The following is a 23,123-nucleotide window of genomic DNA, read 5'->3' on the forward strand; positions in this document are numbered from 1 at the left end:
TCTTTTTTAAAAAATATTCTTTTTTGACTTTTTTAATTTTCCCCAATGTACCTTAAAGAAAGATAAAAATTGTAGTAAGGTATGATTATTTGATGCATAAAGTTGGTAAGTTTATCAACTTTATGAAAGTCAGTAAATATTACTCGGAGCTAGCTACTATACAAAGATATAAGCATGCCCACTGATTGCAATAACCTTCATTAATTAATATCTAAAAACAAGGTATTACTGCTATAAATGGTAACAAGCAAGCTAAATTTGTGTACTGCTGTATAGCATCATAAACCCAAATTTGTTTACAAAATATCGAGAATGGCAATTCAAAAGGCTAGCATCATATTTGTTTAAAAATTAGGGCTGTATCATTTTTGATACAGCCCATTCTTATTTTAGTAAGTATATTTCTAAATTAACAACCACTTGTAATTATTAGATAAACAAATACTTTTTATTGCTTATCAATCTTATATAGCCTTCCTTGGTCAGTAACCGCATACATTGCGCCATCAGCAGTTTGGGTAATGTCCCTGAAACGCTGTCCTTCACCTGAAAGAAGCCTTTCCTCTCCTACTACTCGATTGTTATGGAGGATAAGCCTTACGATATGTGCACCACTAAGTGTCCCGATAAATAAATTATTCTCCCACTCTGGTATACGCTTTCCTTTATAAAATGTCATACCACTAGGGGATACCACAGGATCCCAATAGTAAACAGGCTGTTCCAGACCTTCCTTTTGCTGAATAGCATCGCCAATAGCTTCTCCACCATATTCGATGCCATATGTGATAACAGGCCAGCCATAATTTTTGCCTGACTTTACAAGGTTAATCTCATCTCCTCCACGTGGGCCATGTTCGCTTTGCCAAAGGTCACCTGTAACAGGGTGAAGCGCAATTCCCTGAGGATTCCTGTGTCCTATGCTATACAGTTCAAGTAAGGCCCCTGTTCCTGAGAAACCGGGATTACCCGCGGCTGGCTGACCATCTTTTGTTATTCTAATAATTTTACCAAGACCTGATGTAATTGATTGCGCTAACGGACGTGTCTCCAGCACAGAACGCTCTCCGGTACTAACAAGAAGGTTTCCGTCTCTATCAAATAATATACGGCCTCCATAATGCAGCGTACTCGCATTTGCAGGATTTGCACGATAAATAACTGTAGCCGATTCTATACTTGCTTCATTGCTTGCCAACCTTCCTTTAGCAACAGCGCTAACATTACCTCCGGTTACGGCTTCAGAAAAAACCCAGTACACCATCCTGTTTGATGTAAAATCAGGATCAAGGCATAAACCCAGCAATCCGCCCTGTCCTTCGGAGTTAACAGCCGGCAATCCCCCAATCGGGGCACTTATCTGTCCTTCCTGAGTAACTATGCGTAAACTACCCCCTTTTTCAGTAACAAGCAATCTCCCATCCGGCAGGCCTGTAATTCCCCATGGAGAGGATAGTCCGGAAGTTATAATGTTATATGTATATGCAGTGGTTGTCATAGCTCCATTGGCACGTGTCTGTCCATCAAATGCTGGTTCGTAACTTGTATTAGGATCAGAGGTTTCAACGGGTGGACCGGTTACCACCGGAGCAGTGTCCGATTTGTCATCATCGCCGCATGACAGCAAACTTAAAAAAACAGCTGAAAGCGCTGTTGCATAAAATGAGTTTTTCATAGATGTTAGTAATTTAGTTTTAAAAAATTTTCACACCTAAAATAGGTTTCTGAAACTGTAAAAGAAAGTAAATTAAGTTTACTTTGACATTTCTCCCTTCCTTAAACGCCTGCAATTATTGGTCGTTTATTAAATATGATTTTATTTTATCGAAGCCAACCAGAGATAAATCCCGTAGACCCGAAGAAGAAAAATCGTGGCAAGTCACTTTTGAAATATCAAAAAAATAATAAACATGCATGTTTCCTGACTGAGGTTAGATTTTACATGATCGAACTCAACTCGGGAGAAAATACTACCGGTTGGATATACATCAACAGGCAGGATTAAGTAAGGCAGCCCTAAGAGCTGCTTTACTATATATTTAAATTTATTTTCTACTGCGATATCTCGCTATTTTAAATCTTAATTCACGATATACAATGTGACTTTTATCAATACACAAAAAATACTATTGATAATCAATAACTTACATTAAAGGCATGCAATATGTATAACCTCTTATGTAACCTTTAATTATCAATCCCATGAACTCAAAATTAATTAAGAATAAAGTAACTGTCATAGTACTGTTACTGCTGGCCTTACAAACAACTGCCGGAACAAAAGCGAAATTAACAGTAAATAAAAAAAAGCAAACTGTAATGCTAATTTCCGGAGCATTTGTAACCAGTGAAGGCTGGGGAGACTGGAAAAAATATTTTGAAGAAAAGGGATATGATGTTATTGTTCCTGAATGGCCCTATAAATCAGGACCCGTCAACGTATTGCGCGAGCGTTATAAGGAAAATATGACAATGGAATATGACCTTAAGAAAATTGTCGATTACCATGCTAACCTAATTGATAAAATGCCTCAAAAACCTATATTGATTGGGCATTCTTTCGGAGGGTTAATTGTACAATTACTGCTGCAACGTAATAAAGGTGCCATGGGTATTGTATACCACTCGGTTCCTGCTAAAGGTGTTTTTGTACTAAAATATTCATTTATCAAATCGTTATGGGGACCTCTTGGCCCTTTCAGAAGCAGGAAAAATCCGTTCTTAATGTCATTTAAGCAATGGCAATATGCTTTTACTAACGGGATGCCGGAAAAAGAACAAAAGGCTTTCTATGATAAGCTTGTTGTCCCGGAATCACGCCAGGTACTGAGGGCAGCGCTAAAAAAACAAGGTAAAATTGATTTTCGCAAGCCGCATGCCCCCCTATTGTTTATATCCGGCAGTACCGATAATATAATTCCGGCATCGCTGAACAAGAAAAATTATAAGCGATATATAAAGCGGCAGCCTGAAGGAACAATAACTGAATACAAAGAGTTTGAAGGAAGAAACCATCTTGCAATGTCGCAGCCTACCTGGAAAGAAGATGTGGACTATATATTAGAATGGATTGATAAACAATCCGATAAACATCAGGAACCCTTAACGCAAATATGAATAATTCAACTGTAAAACAGAGAAGTAAAAAAGAAATACAGAGATTATAAGACTATATTTGCACCCTTGGCAGTTGCGCCAGAATTGAACCCTGATTTTATATGATGACGAAGGATGAACTTATAACTCCGGATGCTATAAGCTTTGAACAAATAGAGAATTGCATTGCTTTACTAACGGCATTAAATACTAATACCGATCAGATTTTTGATATTCCAAAAGACCAGCGTACTGCACTGATTAAAGCTGCCGGCCAATTCGCAAGACCCGATCGCGATGAGCTTTTACGCAGAAAAAAAGACGGAAAACTAGCCGCAAAACGAAAACAGGAAAAGAAAGACAGGACTGCACGAAAAGTAACCGGAATACGTGAGGCCCGGGAAGCCAGTGTCTTTATTGCACCAAAATTATTAGAACTTAATGATTTGCAAAATAAAGAACAATTAGAGTTACAGACACCCCGAAATTGTTATGTATGCAAAACGTCATTTACGAAAATGCATCACTTTTATGATACAATGTGTACTGAGTGCGGGGATTTTAATTATGCAAAACGTTTTCAGACTGCAAACGTTAAAGGACAAATTGCAGTTGTAACGGGTTCGCGCTTAAAAATAGGTTATCATATTACTATAATGCTTTTGCGTGGCGGTGCCACAGTTATAGCAACTACCCGATTTCCGGTAGACTCGGCAATTCGTTTTGCTAAAGAGCCTGATTTTATGGAATGGGGACACCGTTTGAAAATTCACGGATTAGACTTACGACATATTCCAAGCGTTGAGATCTTCTGTAATTTTATAGAACAAAAATATGGGCGATTAGACATACTCATCAATAATGCTGCACAAACGGTAAGACGACCGGCAGGATTCTATACCCATTTAATGGAAAACGAAGAGCGCCCTGTTGACTCTTTACCTAAACAGGTACAGGATTTATTATTTGATCACACTAATTGCCTTGAAGAACTTAAAGTATTGACTGTAGGTGCATCTTCCAACCAAAATATGCCTGTAACATGGCATGGGCCGGAACCCGGTATCGGATTGAGGGCTTCTGCTAAATTATCGCAAATACCTTATTCGTTTGATAATACATTGGTGGCAAATGAAGTTTTTCCTGAAGGAAAACTAGATGCAGACTTACAACAGGTGGATCTTAGAAAAACTAACAGCTGGCGCTTAAAACTGGGGCAGATCGAAACAACCGAAATGCTGGAAGTACAACTGGTAAATTCTGTAGCTCCTTTTGTACTCTGCAATCGCCTTGCAGAAGTAATGAAAAAAGATACTACGGGACAAAAACACATCATAAATGTTTCTGCAATGGAAGGCAAGTTTTACTATGGCTATAAAGATGATCGCCATCCGCATACCAATATGGCAAAAGCAGCATTAAACATGTTAACGCATACTGCTGCAGGCACCTTAGCAAAAGAGGGTATTTACATGAATGCTGTAGATACAGGCTGGGTTACCGATGAAGATCCTGCTGAGCTTGCTAAAAGAAAACAGGAAGAAGAAGATTTTCAGCCACCCTTAGATATTGTTGATGGTGCCGCCAGGGTTATGGATCCTTTATTTGATGGTATCAACACAGGGAAACATTGGTGTGGAAAATTCCTTAAAGATTACAGGCCGATTGCATGGTAATCATTCCATCCAAAGAAAATTTTAAAAATATACTTCAAAAAAAGCCTACAAATTATATTTGTAGGCTTTGTTCTGCAATAACAGTACTCTAAAAACAGCTTTTTAGTACAATTGCAATACAATAATTATTTAAAGAAATTAATCAGGTCCGTTTGTACCTGTTCAGTATTTTCCTGAACAATCCAGTGACCGGCTCCTTTTATTTTAGATTCTGTTACATTTTCAGCAACCAGTTTGGAATGTTCTGCAAGAAATGCTGCTGCAAAATATTCACCGCCCATAGCGAGTAAAGGCATTTTTAGTTTTTTCTTCATAAATCCCTGATTGTCTTTAATATCCTGCTGAAATCCGCCGAACCACTTAAATGAGCCTGTTGTAGCACCTTTAACGGCATAAGCCCTGATAAATTCGTTAGTTTCTTCGGTTGTAAAGGCATTCTGTACATGCCCCACCATAGGCCAGAAATTGGTAAGGAATTCACGTTCTTTACCGCTTACAATATCTCCGGAAGCTTTAAATGAGAAAAATCCAAACCACCAAGCTGATGCGGATACATCAGACCATACCGGTTCAATTCCGGGAAGAAGTGCATCCATAAGCGCAAGTTTCTGAACCTCATCACCATACTGGGCAGCGTAGGCATAGGCTACCATCAAGCCAATGTCATGTCCTGCAAGACGTATTTGTTTGTACCCAAGTTGTTTTACCAACTCATGAATATCTGAAGCCATAGTTTTTTTATCATACCCTGTATCAGGCTTGTCAGATTCCCCAACCCCCCTAAGGTCGGGTGCTATGACAGTGTAATGCTTAGACAGCTCAGGCAAAAGGCGATTCCACATATACCAATTTTGTCCAAAACCATGTAAAAGAACTAACGGCTCTCCCTGTCCTCCAATCACGTAATGGATGTTGATCCCGTTTACCTGAGCAGTTGCATGTTTAAAATTTGACGGAGGGTTAGCCGGTTCGGTCGTTGAAATTACAGCATCTGTTTTAATAACAGATTCAGTTACTTTAGTTTCATTGCTCCGACTGCATGAAGTAAAAATTAGTACTAACGAGAGAGTCGATACTATGTACTTGCCCGTATCATAAAGACGGTTAAAAAGTGATTTGATTTTCATATTAAAAAATTTAAGATTACTATTTAATTTATATTAAGCCCGTATAAGCTGTATGCTTGTTGTCGACTCGAGCCATAGTTCTATATACTGTGCTATCTCCTGCCATCCCGGCTGGCCGATTACAAAATGGTTACGGTCAGGAAACGCTATAAAATCTGTAATGGATGATTCGTGCTTATACTTTCGATAATTATCGTAATTCAACGATTCAGGGATAGTCCTGTCAGTCTTTCCGGCTACAAAAAGCAATGGTCCGTGAGGCTTTTTGAAATCAATTTTTGCTGCTGCTGAAAGTGTATCACGTACAATTTTTTTTGATTCGGGTATTGCATAAAGATCATAGGCTCTTTCCTGCCATTCTAAGGGCATACCGTTAGTGAAGCCATATTGCCACTGTGCAAAAGTCATCATGTAAGTTTTCCTGACTGAGGTAAAAAAACCAAGAGCTGCCCAACCGGCTTTATAGAAACTTAGTTTAAAAGTAAATACTCCAACCGGAGGAACTGAATGTATAGCAACAGCCTTTGCGGCCAAACCTCTTTGTAACAACACCTGTGCTATAAGTCCTCCAATGGAATGACCAATAACAATTGGTAGAAAATCCATGGAAGATGCAATAGCTGCATAATGATTTATTACTTCTTCAAGCCTAAGAGCCGCGAGGTCACGATCAGGGTGGCGTTGCCTGAGCAAATCAGCAGGCCCATCTTTAAGAGGCCAGGGAGGTGCCTGCGTGGTATAACCTTTTGTTTGAAAAAAATCCGCCCATTCAGTCCAAACTGTGTGGCTTAAAAAAGCACCCGTAATAAATAAAATATTTTTGTTTACAATTGTTGGTGTCATAAAATTTGCTGTTAAGGAATCATCATTCATCTCATTAGATAATGTTATCAGAATGTACTGTGCTGTTATGTTCAGTTTTGGCACGGGACGCTCTTCTATTATTTTTAAGTCAATTATGAAGCCTTTTTAATAAACCAATGATTTACAACATATTAAAAAAACAAAAACCATTCACTACCAACGCAAGCATGTTAATCGGTCTTTTCAATCAACGATATTTAGTCGGCGTAGGTACTTTGTGTAGTTTTTAGCTCTTTCGTTTTGGGAAACAGTTTTTTATTCCAAAATTGCATGTATAATTAACAGCAAGAATATGATAGTCATTTTACGCCAACAGCTTATATGGCTTTTGTTTCTACTTACAACATTAGCAGGTACTGCCCAGCAAAAAATTGCTTCGCCTTCAGATGCGCTGAAAATACAAAGACAGCTAAAAAAGCTTTCAGACAAGTCTGCTATTGAACCTAACATAGCATTAGGAAAGTATTATATGTCATTGGCAGATACAACTATAAACCTTACCAAAGCCAAAGCTTTTTTAAACAAAGCGTTACAGAGCGCTAAAAAATATAATGAGATACAGCAAACCGGAAATGCCTGCCTGGCATTGTCTCTCGCTGAACAGATAGAAAAGCATTACACCTCCGGAAAAACTTATGCCTATCAGGCTGTCAAGGCATATACACTTACAAAAGATTACAATCAGCTAGGAGAAGCTTTCGTTATGATATGGTCTCTGAATACTTTAGATGGTGCAGATTTCCAAATCAGATTAGATCTGTTACTAAAAGCAGAAAAAATATTCCGCCTTGCAGGGAATAAAAAAAGGCAGGGTGATTGCCTTAAAGAAGCTGCTGATATATATCAAATAAATGATCAGCTGGATGAGGCGATGGATTGCCTTAAAAAGACACTAAAACTTTATCAGGAAATCAAACAAAAAGAACTTTACGAGGTATATGATCTTTTAGGAAATGTCATGCTAAACCTTGGGGATTATGAAGAAAGCATGCGATTTGGTTTACTGGCAGTTAGGAATGCTGAATCAACAGCAACGAACAGACTTTCATTATGTTCAATATATAACCATTTAGCTATATCATATATGGCTTTCGAAGATTATGAAAAGGCATCCTTAAATTATGATAAAGCCCTGAAAATCGCTATAGAAGAAGAACATAAGGAAAGTATACTACTTATTTGCTACAATAAGTCCGAACTTTATATGAGATGCAAGCGCTACCGTAAAGCATTAGCGATGTTCACTATTATAAAAAAATATGCGGAATCGAAAGATAGTCCTGACCCCTATGCGGAATGCTTACTATTAAAAATTTACACCTGTCTTGGAGATTTTGCGAAAGCAAAACAACAGTTTATAAAAGTTGCTAAGATAATTGAGGAGGATAAAGCAGAAAAAATAGTACTTTCAAATGCTTATAACAGCATAATAGGGTACAGTTTTGCTACACGTCAGTACCCTGTGGCCAAAAAGTATATATCCCTTTTTAATAAGATTCAAATCGGGAACCTTCAGACAAAACATCCTGTACAACTATATTATCAGTTTAGGCTTGATTCGGTAGAGGGAAACTGGACTGAGGCAATCAGAAATTATCAGCTCTACAAAAAAGAATCCGATTATCTGTTTGACGAGAAAAAAAGCCTGCAAATTAACCGTATGAATATTTTATATGAAACGGAAAAGAAAAACCATGATATTCAACAGCTTAAAAACCAATCACAACAGCAACTCAATAAACTTGAGAAAGAAAAAATAATCCGAAAGATATTTTATGGCGGGACAATTGCCTTATTCATTTTTTTAATGCTTTTATATTACAGCTTTATCTTAAAGAAACGCACGAACAAAATACTGGAAGCCAAACAGGCAGAGATCAACAACCAAAATTTAAGGCTACAGCATCTGCTTGATGAAAAAGAATGGCTGCTTCGGGAGATACACCATCGGGTAAAGAACAACCTCCACATGGTTGTGGGGCTTCTGGAAAGCCAAACTGAATTTTTAAAAAGCAGCGAAGCATTAGAGGCAATTACCCATAGCCAACAACGGGTACAGGCAATGTCTCTTATCCATCAAAAACTTTATCAGAGCAACAACCTGTCTATGACAGAAATGTCTTCTTATATATGTGAGCTTATAGATTATCTTGAAGAAAGCTCAGATGGAAAATACCGGATAACCTTTCGCCTTGAAATTGAAAAAATGGATTTTCCTCTCTCCCACTCAATACCTATTGGACTGATTCTTAATGAAGCAATTACAAATGCAATGAAATATGCTTTTAACAGTGATGATGATGCTCAGATCCTTATTGCCCTTAGACCTAATTCCGGACAGCAATGCCTTCTTGTTATTCGTGACAATGGAAAAGGGTTACCCGACGATTTTAATATAACTGAAAGCTCATCACTGGGTCTGCGACTTATACAGGGTCTGACTCAGGATATTAAAGGAGATCTGAAAATATATAATGAAGGTGGAACTGTAATTGAAATTGAATTTCCGTTTCCGGAGAACAACCATTAATTTACCAGACTATGGATGCAAATACGAAAATACTGATTGTAGAGGATCAATTTGTAGAAGCCAATCATTTACAGCTACTCTTAAAACGTTCAGGGTATCGGGTCACCGGCATTGCCCGATCAGTAGATGATGCCATAAAAATGATAGCCAAGGAACGCCCCGGCCTTGTTCTTGTCGATATTTTTCTCTCAGGAAAAGGTACAGGCATCGACCTCGCCTATTACCTTAAAGAAGAAAATATTGCTTTCATCTATCTTTCAGCAAATTCAAACGAAACTGTTCTCAATCAGGCTAAAGCGACCCATCCGTTTGGATTTCTGGTAAAACCTTTTCGCGAGCGTGATCTTTTAGTTACTCTGGAAATTGCAGCATATCATCAGCAGCATGGACTGGAATCGGCCATACGTAAAGAAGCTCTTTTTGAAAAGCAATTGCAAAAGATGGAATCCGAAAATGGCGATTGGGAAGAACGCTTTTTTAAATTCACGAAAGCTTTACAGCCTTTGATTCCTTTTGACCTTATAATGGCTGTATATAAAATACCTGAAAAAAATGATCTTGTAATAGGATACCGCCGCACAGGTTTTTCTGAATATCAGAAAATTGGTTTTGAGGAATTTCAAAACATTACAGGTCTTAAAGATAAAGAAATTAGGGATTCCCAATTTTCTGTAAATATCGACAAAGAAATTTCTTTATATAATGGCTCAGCATTCTCGGCTTTATGCAGTAAGATCGCTATGAAAAATATCATGCGTCAGTCCTTTGGAATGCATTGCAACCTTACACTCCCTGTACCTCTTCAGGATCAGGATGTTTTTTATTTTTCATTCTTTTCAAGCGATGCAAATATGCTTCAGCCCGAGCATGTAGAGATTTGTAAAAGATTACAGCCTTATCTTGCCAGGACTGTAAAAACTCTTGTGCAAAAAGATGTTCAACCCGCTGATAAGCCGATTGTACCAAAACCCGTTATGGCCAAGTCAGACCCTTTTGCCGGCATTATTGGAAAAAGCCCGATGCTCATGCGGGTTTTTGATCTTATCCACCAGGTTGCTTCTGCAGAAACTACTGTACTTATAACTGGCGAAAGCGGAACCGGAAAGGAAAGCATAGCTAGTACAATCCATAATTTAAGTTCACGTTCAGGTAAGCCTTTCATTAAGGTAAATTGTGCAGCATTGCCATCTACCCTTATCGAATCAGAGCTATTTGGACATGAAAAGGGGGCTTTCACAGGTGCTGCCGATAAAAGGGTCGGTAAATTTGAACAGGCCAATACAGGAACACTTTTTTTAGATGAAATTGGTGAAATGCCGTTAGAGCTGCAATCTAAGATACTTCGTGCCTTACAGGAAAAAGAAATTGAACGCATTGGCGGAAGAAACTCAATACCTGTTAATATCCGCATTATTGCTGCAACAAACCGCAACCTGGAAAAAGAAGTAGCGGAAGGACGTTTCAGGCTTGATCTTTATTACAGGCTTAATGTTTTTCCTATTGAACTTCCGCCTCTTCGTGAACGCAAAGAAGATATACCTCAATTGGCCAGGCATTTTATGGGTGTTTACAATCAAAAAAACAATAAGCAAATTGAAGCCATAGGCCAGGATGCCTTAAAAAGCCTGTTGATGTATAAATGGCCCGGTAATATACGTGAACTCGAAAACCTTATGGAACGCAGTGTTTTACTTGCCAAAAGTTACACTATAGAACATATACCCCTGCCCGAGGTTGCCGATGCCTTTACAAAGGAAAGTGACTGGTATCTAAAAACTATCGAAGAGAATGAGCGAGATCACATACAGGCTGTACTGGAACGTTGTAACGGACGTATCAGGGGTGTTGGCGGAGCCGCAGAAATTCTTGGAGTTCCTCCCACCACTCTGGCTTCTAAAATGCAAAAACTTGGAATAAAACGAAAAAGCCTTAAAGAATAAAGCCCGCAATAGTTGGTTTTATCCTTATAATGTAGTTCTTATAAAAAGCTTAAATCATTAATTAATAGCCTCTTACCAAATAAAGAAAACATCTAATTCCTTGAGTAAAGTTTTTCCATTTTATACCCACCCTTAATAAATTAATGTTAACCTGTTTTATAAACAACTGATATGCAAATAATTGCAATTCAACTAAGTTAACACTAATTTCTAAATTTTAAAACATAACTATATAAATATCAAATAATTAATCACTTTTCCTTAATAAAATCTTATTCTATAAATCGTTTTCGTGAACTTCTTTAAAATTAATTTTGAGTAGTTGAGTGATAAACCCTGCAGGTAAAAATCCTTAATGAAACAATTTAAAACCAACTTAAATTTATTAATTATGTTCACAAAACGATTTTTCTTAGCGCTGGCTTTGATGGTAGTTTCAATTGGAACTACATTTCAGGCTGCTGCAAATGTTACACTTACGGAAATCCGTAAAACTATTGAATGTGCCGGGGGAGGCAATGAAACATTCGCTAATTTGGGTGCAAACTCTACTGCTTATTCTACAAGAACATGGACAGGTGACAATAGTGTAGGATGGAGCGCATCAGATTCAAGAACTGACCAGACTCTTAACGGTAAAGCTCTTGCAATGAGAACAGGTACACTTACTAATACAACAACTATTAGTGGTGGCGTAGGAACTCTTAGCTTTAACTATAAAAGAGTATTTACAGGAAACTCTACATTAAAAGTTTTTGTTAACGGAACTCAATATGGTGGAGACATTACAGTTTCATCTGATACTTCTTCTGTTTTCTCACAAGCAATCAATGTATCAGGAAACGTAACTATCGAAATCAGAAACAGCGGAAACAGGACTACTATAGATGATCTTGTTTGGAATTGCTACGATGTTCCTGCTGTGGGTCCTGAAATCCAGATCGCTAACGGTGCCGGTACAAACTTTAACTGTGGCGAGCTTACAGTTGACTTTGGTTCACAGGCAACAGGTGTTTCTACTGATGCTGTATTTACTATTAAGAATACAGGAACATCTGCTCTTAATGTTTCATCTCTTGCTCTAAGTAACACTACTGATTTTTCAATTGTATCACCTTCTACTTCATCTTTTACAGTAGCTGCTTCTGGATCTGCAATAGTATTGGTACGTTTCAATGCTGCTTCAGGTGGTAATAAGACTTCTACACTTACTGTAAACAGTAATGATTCTAACGAAGCTGCCTGTGTGGTAAATCTTAAAGGTGCTGGACTAGCTCCTTGTGTGGCTCCGGTTGTTGAAAACGGCGAAATCGATCTTGATAACCTTACTCCATTCTCGATCAATGCTACTGTTACTGTTGCCGGTGCAGAATCTTATCTTGTTGTTGTATCAACAGTAACTCCTCTGGGTGGTCTTCCTGCCGATGGTGCCAGCTACAATGTTGGTAATGCTATAGGTAACGGAACCGTTGCTTACAAAGGAAACCTTGCAAATATTTCTATTGGAGGTTTAACTGAAAACACTCCATACTATCTTTTTGTTTTCCCTTATAACAGTGCAAACTGTACTGGTGGGCCTCTATATTTCACTGCTGAATCTATAGATACTTTTTTCTCTACTCCTGTTGCTCCTTGTAATGGTGGTAATGAAACATTTACAAACCTTGGCACAAACTCTTCTACTTACACAAACAGAACATGGGTAGGTGATAATGGATGGCAATGGAATGCTACAGATTCAAGAAATGACCAGACTTTAAACGGAAAAGCTATCACGCTACGTTCAGGTACTCTTAAGAATATTACTCCTGTTAATGGCGGTATAGGCCACTTATCTTTTAGCTACAAAAGAGTATTTAATGACAACTCTACCCTTAAACTTTTTGTAAATGGAGTACAATATGGTGCTGATATCACAGTATCTTCAGAAACTGCTGCAACATTCAGCGAGGATATTGATGTTGAAGGCCCGGTAACAATTGAGCTTGTTAACAGCGGAAACAGAACTGTAATTGATGACCTGGTATGGAACTGCTACTCTACTCCAGACAGACCGGAATTACAACTTTATGATGAAGAGCAAAACAAAAAAAGCTGTGGTGATTTTGATATCAACTATGGAACTGTACAGGTAGGCACTAATAATGACGCTATTTTTACAATCAAAAATGAAGGTCTTCAGGATCTTGTTATTACTGCCATTACACTAAGCGACTCTACAAACTTTACTGTAACAAACCCTTCTACACCGGTTACTATCCCTTACCTTGGAACTGAAGATGTTACTGTTAGGCTTAATGCTGCTGCTGTAGGCGAATATGCTACAACACTAACCATAGTAAGCAACGATACAACAGAAGGTTCATGTGTGGTTAATCTGACTTCAAAAGCTCAGAACCTATGTGCAACTCCAGATGTTCTTACTGCTAATGCAGTTGTTTCAAACGAAACTGCAACTTCTCTTGATGTGCAGGTAACTGGTGTAACTGCTAATGGATATGTTGCATTCTATACTACTGCCGGAACAATTGATCCTGCTTCTAACGGAACAGTATATACTGTAGGTGATGTTGTAGGTACTGCAACTGTAGGTTATGTAGGTACTAGTGCTACATTTACAATCGAGAATCTTTCTCCTAGCACTACTTATGCAATTGCCGTATATCCTTACAACAATACAGAATGTCTTGGTGGCCCGGCTTATTCAGCAGCTGCTATAGAGACTGAAGGTGACACAACAATATTTACATGTACTGGTGGTGGCGAAACTTTCAGCAACATTGGTGCATCAGCTAGCTCTTATGCTACAAGAAGCTGGACAGGTGATAACGGTATCGACTGGACTGCTACAGATTCAAGAACTGACCAGACTGAAAACGGTAAAGCTATTGCTATAAGAGTAGGAAGCGTAAAAAATACCGAAGCTATATTAGGTGGTATTGGTACACTAAGCTTTAAATACAAAAGAGTATTTACTAACAACTCTACACTTAAAGTATTTGTAAATGGTGTTCAGTATGGTGCTGACATCGCAGTTTCTTCAGATATTGCTTCTACTTTCACTTTTGCAGTAAATGTATCTGCTGATGCAACAATTGAACTTGTGAATACAGGTAACAGAATCATCATTGATGATATTACATGGACTTGCTACGAAGGATCTGGAAACAGAACTGCAATGAAATCTAAATCAGAAGTTGTGGAAAACTCAGAAGTTGTGGTTTATCCAAACCCTAACAACGGACAATTCCAGATTGATTTAGCTACTGAAACCGCAGATATCATGGTGTATGATGCATCAGGAAAAGTTATCGTGAAAAAATCTGTTTCTGACAATGAGCTTATAGATATGGCCGGTGCTCAGAAAGGTATTTACATGGTAGTAATAACTGAAGGTGCTAAAGTTTCTACAAAACGAGTTATAATAAACTAGTTTATTTACTCTGAATAATATGCTCCGGCAGCCATAAAAGGCTGCCGGAGTTTTTTTTCATTAACCTTAATTTAAATTTAGAAGGTATAAGATAACCTTTTTATAAGGTTTAAATAATTAGGTGTTTTTTATTAAAAGGTAGCTTGCGCCACATTAATCAATCGATTAAATATCTGTCACTTAAGTACAAAAAACATGCACAAAAAAATTACTCTCACAAAAAAAACAGCCTTAATAATTGCGCTGATCGTGTCGTTAATAAACACATTATCAGCACAAGTAGTGTACCAACACAATTTTGGCACAGGAACAATTAACAGTTATCCTTACACTGTAGCTCCGAATACAATTAATCCTAACCTTTCCAATTCTGCCTGGACAAATGAGGCCGGGACATGGATAAACTATAACGGCTCCACAGGAGTGGCACTTGGCCTTTATAATTTTACGGGTACTACATCTGTAACGCTTAGCTTTACCGTAGCACCGGGCAAACAACTTTCTATAGATTCATATTCCTTTTGGAGGCAAAGAAGCCCTTCGGGAGGACAAAACTGGTCTATGGCCATTAATGGTACTAATGTTGGTTCGGGCACAATACCATCAACCGGTACAGCAACCGGAACTCTTCCGGTAACTAATCCTGTAGCAGCCTTAACCGGCACCGTAAACATTGTAATGACGCTTAGCGGAGGCACAGGAGGAGGAACGTTTCGCGTTGATGATTTCACACTTAATGGTACTGTTACAAATTCTTGTGTAGCACCGGTTATTACTTCTTTAAATCCTGCTTCAGGCCCCATTAATACACTAGTAACCATAAACGGAAGCGGTTTTCAGAATGGTACAGGCACATCGGCAGTAAAATTCAATGGTGTAGATGCAGTATATACAGTTGTATCAGACAACGTAATAACTGCAATAATACCGGCAGCTGCAACAACTGGCGCTGTTACTGTTACAACTAATTCCTGTCCGGGAAACGGACCTTCTTTTACACTTATAAACAATAACTGTACAATTACTCTACCTCCGACCGATTTGTATATATCAGAACTTTATGACCAGGAGTCAGGAAGCGGCGGAATGATAGAAATATACAATCCAACAGCCTCTACAATCAATTTATCAGGCTATACATTACAACGATTTGGAGACAATCCAAATACTCCTACAAATATTTTGAATCTTACAGGCACATTAGGATCTGAAATGATCTATCTTGTGGCTTGCAACGCCCCTAATCCTTCTATTTGTGTTGCACCATCTGCATCTGCAACATTAGGAAGCGGATTTAACGAAGACGATAAATTTGAACTTTTGAAAAACGGAACTGTTATAGACAGGATTATGACTCCTCCGGCAAAAGGCTTTACCCAGATCAGAAAACCTAATGCTATAGCTCCAACAACGACTTATAATGTAAACGACTGGAATATCACACAACATCCTGCGGATCAGCCTGGGGTTAACCTGCCAAATAATTTTTGTCAGGACTTAGGTAACCATATTGTAGACCCAATACCGGGAGGCACTCCTCCTACTGTAACGCAACCTGCATCAGTAAGCGTTTGTGAAAACGGTACTACAACTTTTTCTGTCACATTAAGCGACCCCACCGGTTTCACTTACCAATGGAAAGTTCTTAATAGTGCGGGCAACTGGGTAAATATCGCAAACAATGCTAATTATTCAGGTGTAACTACTGCAACACTTACACTAAATAGTGTTCCGGCATCTTTTAGCGGCAATCAGTATTATTGCGAAATGGTATCAGGAACCTGTACACTAATCAGTAATGCAGCACGACTTACAGTAACTCCTCAGCCTGTAGTTGCAACTGTAACAACAGGGCAGCCTACATGTACAGTAGCAACAGGAAGCATAATAGTTTTAACTCCAATAGCAACAGGTATAACTTATAGCCTTGACGGAACAACATATCAGTCAACAACAACTTTTGCCAACCTAATACCCGGAATATATACTGTTACCGTTAAAAATAGCACAGGATGTACTTCGGTAACAGCTCCTATTACAATAAACCAGGCTCCTGTAACACCGGCTGTAGCAACTGTAACAACAGTACAGCCAACTTGTACCGTAGCAACCGGAAGCATAATAGTTTTAACTCCAATAGCAGCAGGTATAACTTACAGCCTTGACGGAACAACATATCAGGCAGCAACAACTTTTGCCAACCTAATGCCCGGAACATATACCGTTACCGTTAAAAATAGCGCAGGATGTACTTCGGTAACAGCTCCTATTACAATAAACCAGTCTCCTGTAACACCGGCAGTAGCAACTGTAACAACTGTACAGCCTACATGTACAACACCAACAGGAAGCATTACAGTTATCTCTCCTACAGCAGCTAATTTAACATACAGCATTAACGGAACTACATATCAGGCAGCAACAACTTTTGCCAACCTGGTACCGGGAACATATACCGTTACTGTAAGAAACACAGATGGATGTACTTCAGTAACTGCTCCAATAACAATAAACGCAGTACCGGGAGCACCCGCTGTAGCATCGGTAACGACAATAGATCCTACTTGTGCCCTACCAACCGGAAGCATCACGATAACTTCTCCTCTTGCAGCAGATCTTACCTACAGCATTAATGGAATAACCTTCCAAACGGAAACAACCTTTGCTAACCTTATTGCCGGAACGTATACAGTAACTGTAAAAAATGCAGCAGGATGTACTTCGGTAACAGCTCCTGTAACCATAAACCCTGCACCGGGAGCACCGGCTGTAGCAAGTATAACAACGTTACAGCCTACATGTACAGTGCCTACAGGAAGTATAATCGTTACATCACCTCTTGCAGCCGACCTTACATACAGTATTGACGGTGCAACTTTCCAGCCAGAAACAACTTTTGCAAACCTTGCGCCCGGCATATACATCGTTACTGTGAAAAATGCAGCCGGTTGTACCTCTGCAACAACTCCAATAACAATAAATACCGTTCCAGTGGCTCCGGCTGTTGCAACTGCAACACCCGTACAGCCTTCATGCTCAACACCAACAGGAAGTATAATCATTACGGCGCCGATTGCAGCTGACCTTACATACAGTATTGACGGAACAACCTTTCAGACGGAAACAACCTTTGCAAACCTTGCATCGGGAAGCTATACTATCACTGTAAAAAATGATGCCGGATGTACATCGGTAACATTACCAATAATATTAAACACAGTACCTAATGCACCCGCAGTTGCAGCTGTGACAACAATAGATCCTACTTGTGCAGTACAAACAGGAAGTATCACAATAACTTCTCCTCTTGCAGCAGATCTTACGTACAGCATTAACGGAACAAATTTCCAGTCAGCAGCTACGTTTAGCAATCTTGTATCGGGCACCTATTTCGTTACTGTAAAAAATGCAGATGGATGTACTTCCGTAACATCGGCAATTGTAATAAATCCTGTTACGGGAGGACCTGCAATAGCATCGGTAACAACAATTCAGCCTACTTGTGCTTTGCCAACAGGAAGCATTACTGTTACAGCACCTGTAGCAGCTGACCTTACATACAGCATTGACGGTACAAATTTTCAGGCAGGAACAATTTTTACTAATCTAGCTCCGGGAAGTTATACTGTTACTGTAAAAAGTACAGCAGGATGTACTTCAACCACTTCTGCCATAATAATAAACACAGTACCTAATCAGCCACAAATTAGTGTAAGCCAGGGATGTGACGACAATAATTATATAGTAGAAGTACTTCCTCTTGATAATTCATTCGACATAAGTACAGCAACATTTGAATGGAAAAATGCTCAGGGAACTACTATAGGTAACGACCAGAACACTTTTAATGTTACTCAATACCAGTCTAACAATAGCGGTACCCAGGATTTCCCTCTTCAGTTTACTGTAACTGTTACCAATGCACAGGGTTGTGATAATACTCAATCAGTAAGTGTAGACAGCTATTTCTGTACCATTCCAAGAGGTATCTCCCCTGACAATGATGGCCTTAATGACACCTTTAACCTTACCGGACTTAATGTTACTAAGCTAATTATTTTTAACCGTTATGGTCACGAAGTGTATTCTAAGAACAATTACACAAATGAATGGCACGGACAATCTAAACAGGATACCGATCTCCCTACAGGAACTTATTATTATGTAATTGAATCGGATAATAATCAACAAACAGGTTGGGTTTATCTTAACCGACGTGATTAAACAATATAACAACAATAGTAGAAAAGCCGCATTCGCGGCTTTTTTATTTACATTCTTTACAATTATATCACGAACAGTTCACCATTATATAACTATTTACAAATGCCCAAAGTCTGAATTCGGCATAATTTCGGCTGATAAAAAAGGTATGCAAAATACTTATTTTCCAGCACGAAAAATTGCTCTTTTAAATCTGTTTATTCTGTTTTTAATTGGCTTTTGTGGCCATGCCCAGGTCTACTACCACAATTTTGGGACAACAGCAATAAGCACTCACCCTTATAACGTTGCTCCACCTGTGATGGATTCCCATCTTTCGGGATCTTCATGGACAAACAGCTCCGGAACCTGGGCAAGTAATCCGGGATCAGCCGCTTCAACAGCAATTACATTGCCGGCAGCACCCGGAACAAACACCATAAATCTGACTTTTACCGTTGCTAATAGTTACCAGCTGGAAATAACTTCATTTGATTTTTGGAGACAAAAAAGTAGTATAGGGCCAGCTAACTGGGCTTTATCTATAAATGGAATTAACGTTGGGAACGGTGCGGTGCCTACAACCGGTGCACCGATAGGAGTAACAAATGTAAGTACTCCCATAACAGGTTTAACCGGTACGGTAACTGTAACACTTACTGTAACGGGTGGTACAGGAGGAAATATGAGACTGGATGATTTTACCTTAAACGGCACAGTAACCTCAAACTGTACTGCAGCAGTAATTTCTTCATTCCTGCCTGCATCCGGCCCTGCCAATACAATTGTGACCATTACAGGAACCGGATTTACAAATGCCACTGCTGTAAAATTCAATAATGTAAATGCGTCTGCTTTCTCAATTATTTCAGATACAACGATAAAAGCAACTGTACCCGCTACAGCAACGCCAGGCGCAATAATAATTACAGCCAATGGTTGTGACGGAAGTTCAACAGGATCTTTCAACAAGCTTACTCCTTCTTGTACCAATAATTTTACTGAAATCTTTATTTCTGAAATTTATGATCAAAAAGGTGGTGCTGGTGGTATGATTGAACTATACAATCCTACTGCTGCTGCAATAAATCTTAATGGCTATACCCTCTACCGATTTGTTGATAATGCTGCTACTCCTCTTAGCAATGATATAATAAACCTTACAGGTGTAATAAATGCAGGTGCAACCTATCTTATTGCGTGCAGTGAGCCAAATGCAGCTTTATGTGCTGCACCATCATCTGCCGCAACCGTAGGCAGTGGTTTTAATCAAGATGATAAATTTGAGCTATTAAAAAATGGAGTAGTAATAGACCGCGTTATCTCTCCACCTTCTTCACCGGGCTTTACAGTCATAAGAAAGCCTAATGCTATTGCTCCAACTCCAACTTATAACAGTAGCGAATGGAACATAACAATGCATCCGGGCCCAACCGGAACAAATGCTACGCCAAACAATTTATGTCAGGATTTAGGAAGTCACACAATTACCCCTACTCCTGTACCAACTATTACACATCCGGTATCAGCCACAGTATGTGAAAATGGTACAACAACGTTTACAGTAACCTTAAATCCTTCAGCAGGCTTTACTTACCAATGGAAAGTTCTGAATTCAGCAGGTGTTTGGGTTAATGTAACTAATAACGCTAATTATTCGGGAGCTACAACTAATTCTTTAGTTATTTCACAGATTCCGTTAAGTTTCGATTCAAATCAATATTACTGCCAGATAACATCTACAGCGTGTACTTTGATGAGCAATGCGGTACAACTGACTGTAATCGCCGCACCTGCAATAGCAACAGCTACGACAATTCAGCCTACATGCACAACAGCTACAGGTACTATTACTGTTACAGCCCCAACTGCAACAGGCCTTACCTATAGCATTAACGGAACTACTTTTCAGGCAGGATTAGTATTCAATAATGTTGCTCCGGGTTCTTATACTATTACAGTAAAAAACAGTAACAATTGCATTTCTACAAGTGCCCCGATAGTAATTAATCCTGCATCCGGAGCTCCGGCTGTTGCGAGTGTAACCGTAACACAACCAACGTGTACAACTATCACAGGAACAATTGTAGTAGACGCTCCTCTGGGCGCCGGACTGACATATAGCATTGACGCGACTACTTTTGGTACCGGAACGACATTTGCTAATCTTAATCCCGGTTCATATACAATTACAGTAAAAGATGCCGGAGGGTGTACATCGGCAACAAGTCCTATTGTAATTAATACACCTCCTGCGGGTCCGGCTGTTGCCGATGTAACCGTGCTTCAGCCAACATGTACAACTCCCACAGGAACAATTACAATAAACACACCTACAGGGGCAGGGATTACTTACAGCATAAACGGAACCACATTTGTAACCGGAACTGTTTTTGCTAATCTTAATCCCGGTACATACAATATAACAGTTAGAGATGCCGGAGGATGTACATCAACCACACCTGCAATAACAATAAGTCCTGCTCCTTCTGCACCGGCTATTGCCAATGTAACTGTAACGCAGCCAACATGTACAGCAGCTACAGGAACTATTACAGTAAATACTCCTACTGGTACCGGAATAACATATAGCCTGGACGGAACTACTTTTGTAACTGGAGCTACTTTTACTAATCTTTTACCGGGAACCTATACCATCACCGTAAGAAATGCAGCAGGATGTACTTCGGTAACACCAACGATAATAATTAATGCTGCTCCTACTGTTCCTGCTGTAGCAAGTGTTACTATAACTCAGCCTACATGTACAACTCCTACCGGGACTATTACAGTAGATACTCCTGCCGGTGCAGGAATAATATATAGCATAGATGGAACAACATTTATAACAGGAAATATCTTTGCTAACCTTTTACCGGGAACGTATACTATCACCGTAAGAAATTCAGACGGATGCACATCAGTAACACCTACAATAACAATTAATGCTGCTCCTGCGATTCCTTCCGTAGCAAATGTTACGGTAACACAACCAACGTGTACTGTCCTTACCGGAACTATTATAGTAAATACACCTGTTGGTGCAGGAATAACATACAGTATAGACGGAACTACTTTTGTTACCGGAACTGTATTTGCTAATCTTTTGCCCGGAACTTATACCATCACTGTAAGAAACGCGGCAGGATGTACTTCGGTAACACCAACTATAACAATCAATACTCCACCTTCTTCTCCGGCTATAGCCGATGTAACTGTAACACAGCCTACATGTGCCGTTCAAACCGGAAGTATAATGGTAAATACTCCTGTTGGCGGCGGAATAACATATAGCCTAAATGGTACTACTTTCCAAACCGGAACTGTCTTTAACGGGCTTACAGCCGGTACTTACCATGTTACTGTTAAAAATGCTGCCGGATGTACATCTGTAACAGCAGATATAATCATTAATCCTGCTCCTCCGGTTCCTGCAGTAGCCAATACCACACTGGTACAACCTACATGTACAACTCCTACAGGAACAATGACTATTAATAGCCCTACAGCAACCGATATTACTTACAGTATAGACGGGACTAATTTTCAGCCCGGCACAACTTTCAGTAATCTTGCTCCCGGAGTTTATACCGTTACAGTTTTAAATGGCGCAGGATGTAGTTCACAAATTAACAGAACTATCAATCCGGTACCAGTTCCTCCTGCTGTCGCTGATGTTACTGTAGAACAACCAGAATGTACGTCTACTACTGGAACCATAACAGTTAACTCACCTGTAGGCACAGGACTAAGTTACAGTATAAACGGAATTGATTTTCAAACTAGCTCTGTCTTTAATAACGTTGCCCCGGGAACGTACAATGTAACTGTAAAAAATACTGGGGACTGTATTTCGACATCAGCCAGTATAACAGTAAATAATTCTCCGGGTGGCTTACCTCCTATCCCACAACCTGCCCCTATTGCCAAATGTGATTTGAACAACGATGGTTTTGAATTCTTTGATTTAGACAATACCATACAGGCAATACAAACGGCTTTAGGAAATGTTACTGTTACTGTTCATGAAACCCCGGAAGATGCTGAGCATAATGTAAACAAGATACCAAATACGAATCAATACGCTAATGTCATTCCACATTCGCAGCAACTATATATTCGTGTTGATTCTAATACTACTGACTGTTATGACATCGTCGTGCTTCAGCTGATCGCCAACCCTGTCCCTGAGGCCACCACGCCAGAAGACTATGAGCTATGCGATGACGGGGTGAGCGATACCGATGGTTATGC

10 protein-coding genes are annotated in these 23,123 nt (G+C 39.3%); 7 read left to right on the top strand and 3 right to left on the bottom strand.

Annotated elements, in window-relative coordinates:
- Positions 1–448: 448 nt before the first annotated feature.
- Positions 449–1,675, bottom strand: coding sequence for a PQQ-dependent sugar dehydrogenase (locus ACX0HA_RS13140; RefSeq protein WP_458845750.1), 1,227 nt, complete (start codon positions 1,673–1,675; stop codon positions 449–451).
- A gap of 527 nt (positions 1,676–2,202) precedes the next feature.
- Here ACX0HA_RS13140 and ACX0HA_RS13145 point away from each other — a divergent pair.
- Both ACX0HA_RS13145 and ACX0HA_RS13150 read left to right on the top strand, forming a co-directional pair.
- The gene (locus ACX0HA_RS13145; RefSeq protein ID WP_458845751.1) at positions 2,203–3,117 is read left to right on the top strand and encodes an alpha/beta hydrolase; all 915 of its coding nucleotides are present in this window, start codon (positions 2,203–2,205) and stop codon (positions 3,115–3,117) included.
- Between the two features lie 104 nt (positions 3,118–3,221).
- Complete coding sequence (locus ACX0HA_RS13150; protein ID WP_458845759.1) at positions 3,222–4,772, top strand: SDR family NAD(P)-dependent oxidoreductase; 1,551 nt, start codon at positions 3,222–3,224, stop codon at positions 4,770–4,772.
- A gap of 125 nt (positions 4,773–4,897) precedes the next feature.
- On the opposite strand, the gene ACX0HA_RS13155 is transcribed toward ACX0HA_RS13150, so the two are convergent.
- Positions 4,898–5,899, bottom strand: a complete 1,002-nt coding sequence (locus ACX0HA_RS13155; protein WP_458845752.1) for an alpha/beta fold hydrolase — start codon at positions 5,897–5,899, stop codon at positions 4,898–4,900.
- Between the two features lie 33 nt (positions 5,900–5,932).
- Entirely contained in the window at positions 5,933–6,742 is an 810-nt protein-coding gene (locus ACX0HA_RS13160) for an alpha/beta fold hydrolase (protein WP_458845753.1), read from the bottom strand.
- Between the two features lie 313 nt (positions 6,743–7,055).
- On the opposite strand from ACX0HA_RS13160, the gene ACX0HA_RS13165 reads away from it, so the two are divergent.
- The 5 genes from ACX0HA_RS13165 to ACX0HA_RS13185 all read left to right on the top strand — a co-directional run.
- Positions 7,056–9,293, top strand: coding sequence for a tetratricopeptide repeat-containing sensor histidine kinase (locus ACX0HA_RS13165; protein WP_458845754.1), 2,238 nt, complete (start codon positions 7,056–7,058; stop codon positions 9,291–9,293).
- Between the two features lie 11 nt (positions 9,294–9,304).
- Entirely contained in the window at positions 9,305–11,233 is a 1,929-nt protein-coding gene (locus tag ACX0HA_RS13170; protein ID WP_458845755.1) for a sigma 54-interacting transcriptional regulator, read from the top strand.
- 391 nt (positions 11,234–11,624) lie between these two features.
- Entirely contained in the window at positions 11,625–14,666 is a 3,042-nt protein-coding gene (locus ACX0HA_RS13175; protein ID WP_458845756.1) for a choice-of-anchor D domain-containing protein, read from the top strand.
- Between the two features lie 195 nt (positions 14,667–14,861).
- A complete protein-coding gene (locus ACX0HA_RS13180) occupies positions 14,862–18,890 on the top strand; it encodes a T9SS type B sorting domain-containing protein (protein ID WP_458845757.1) in 4,029 nt (1,342 codons plus the stop codon).
- 148 nt (positions 18,891–19,038) lie between these two features.
- A partial coding sequence (locus ACX0HA_RS13185; RefSeq protein ID WP_458845758.1) for a beta strand repeat-containing protein occupies positions 19,039–23,123 on the top strand: 4,085 nt, incomplete at its 3' end.

The organism is Flavobacterium hauense (assembly GCF_054457175.1).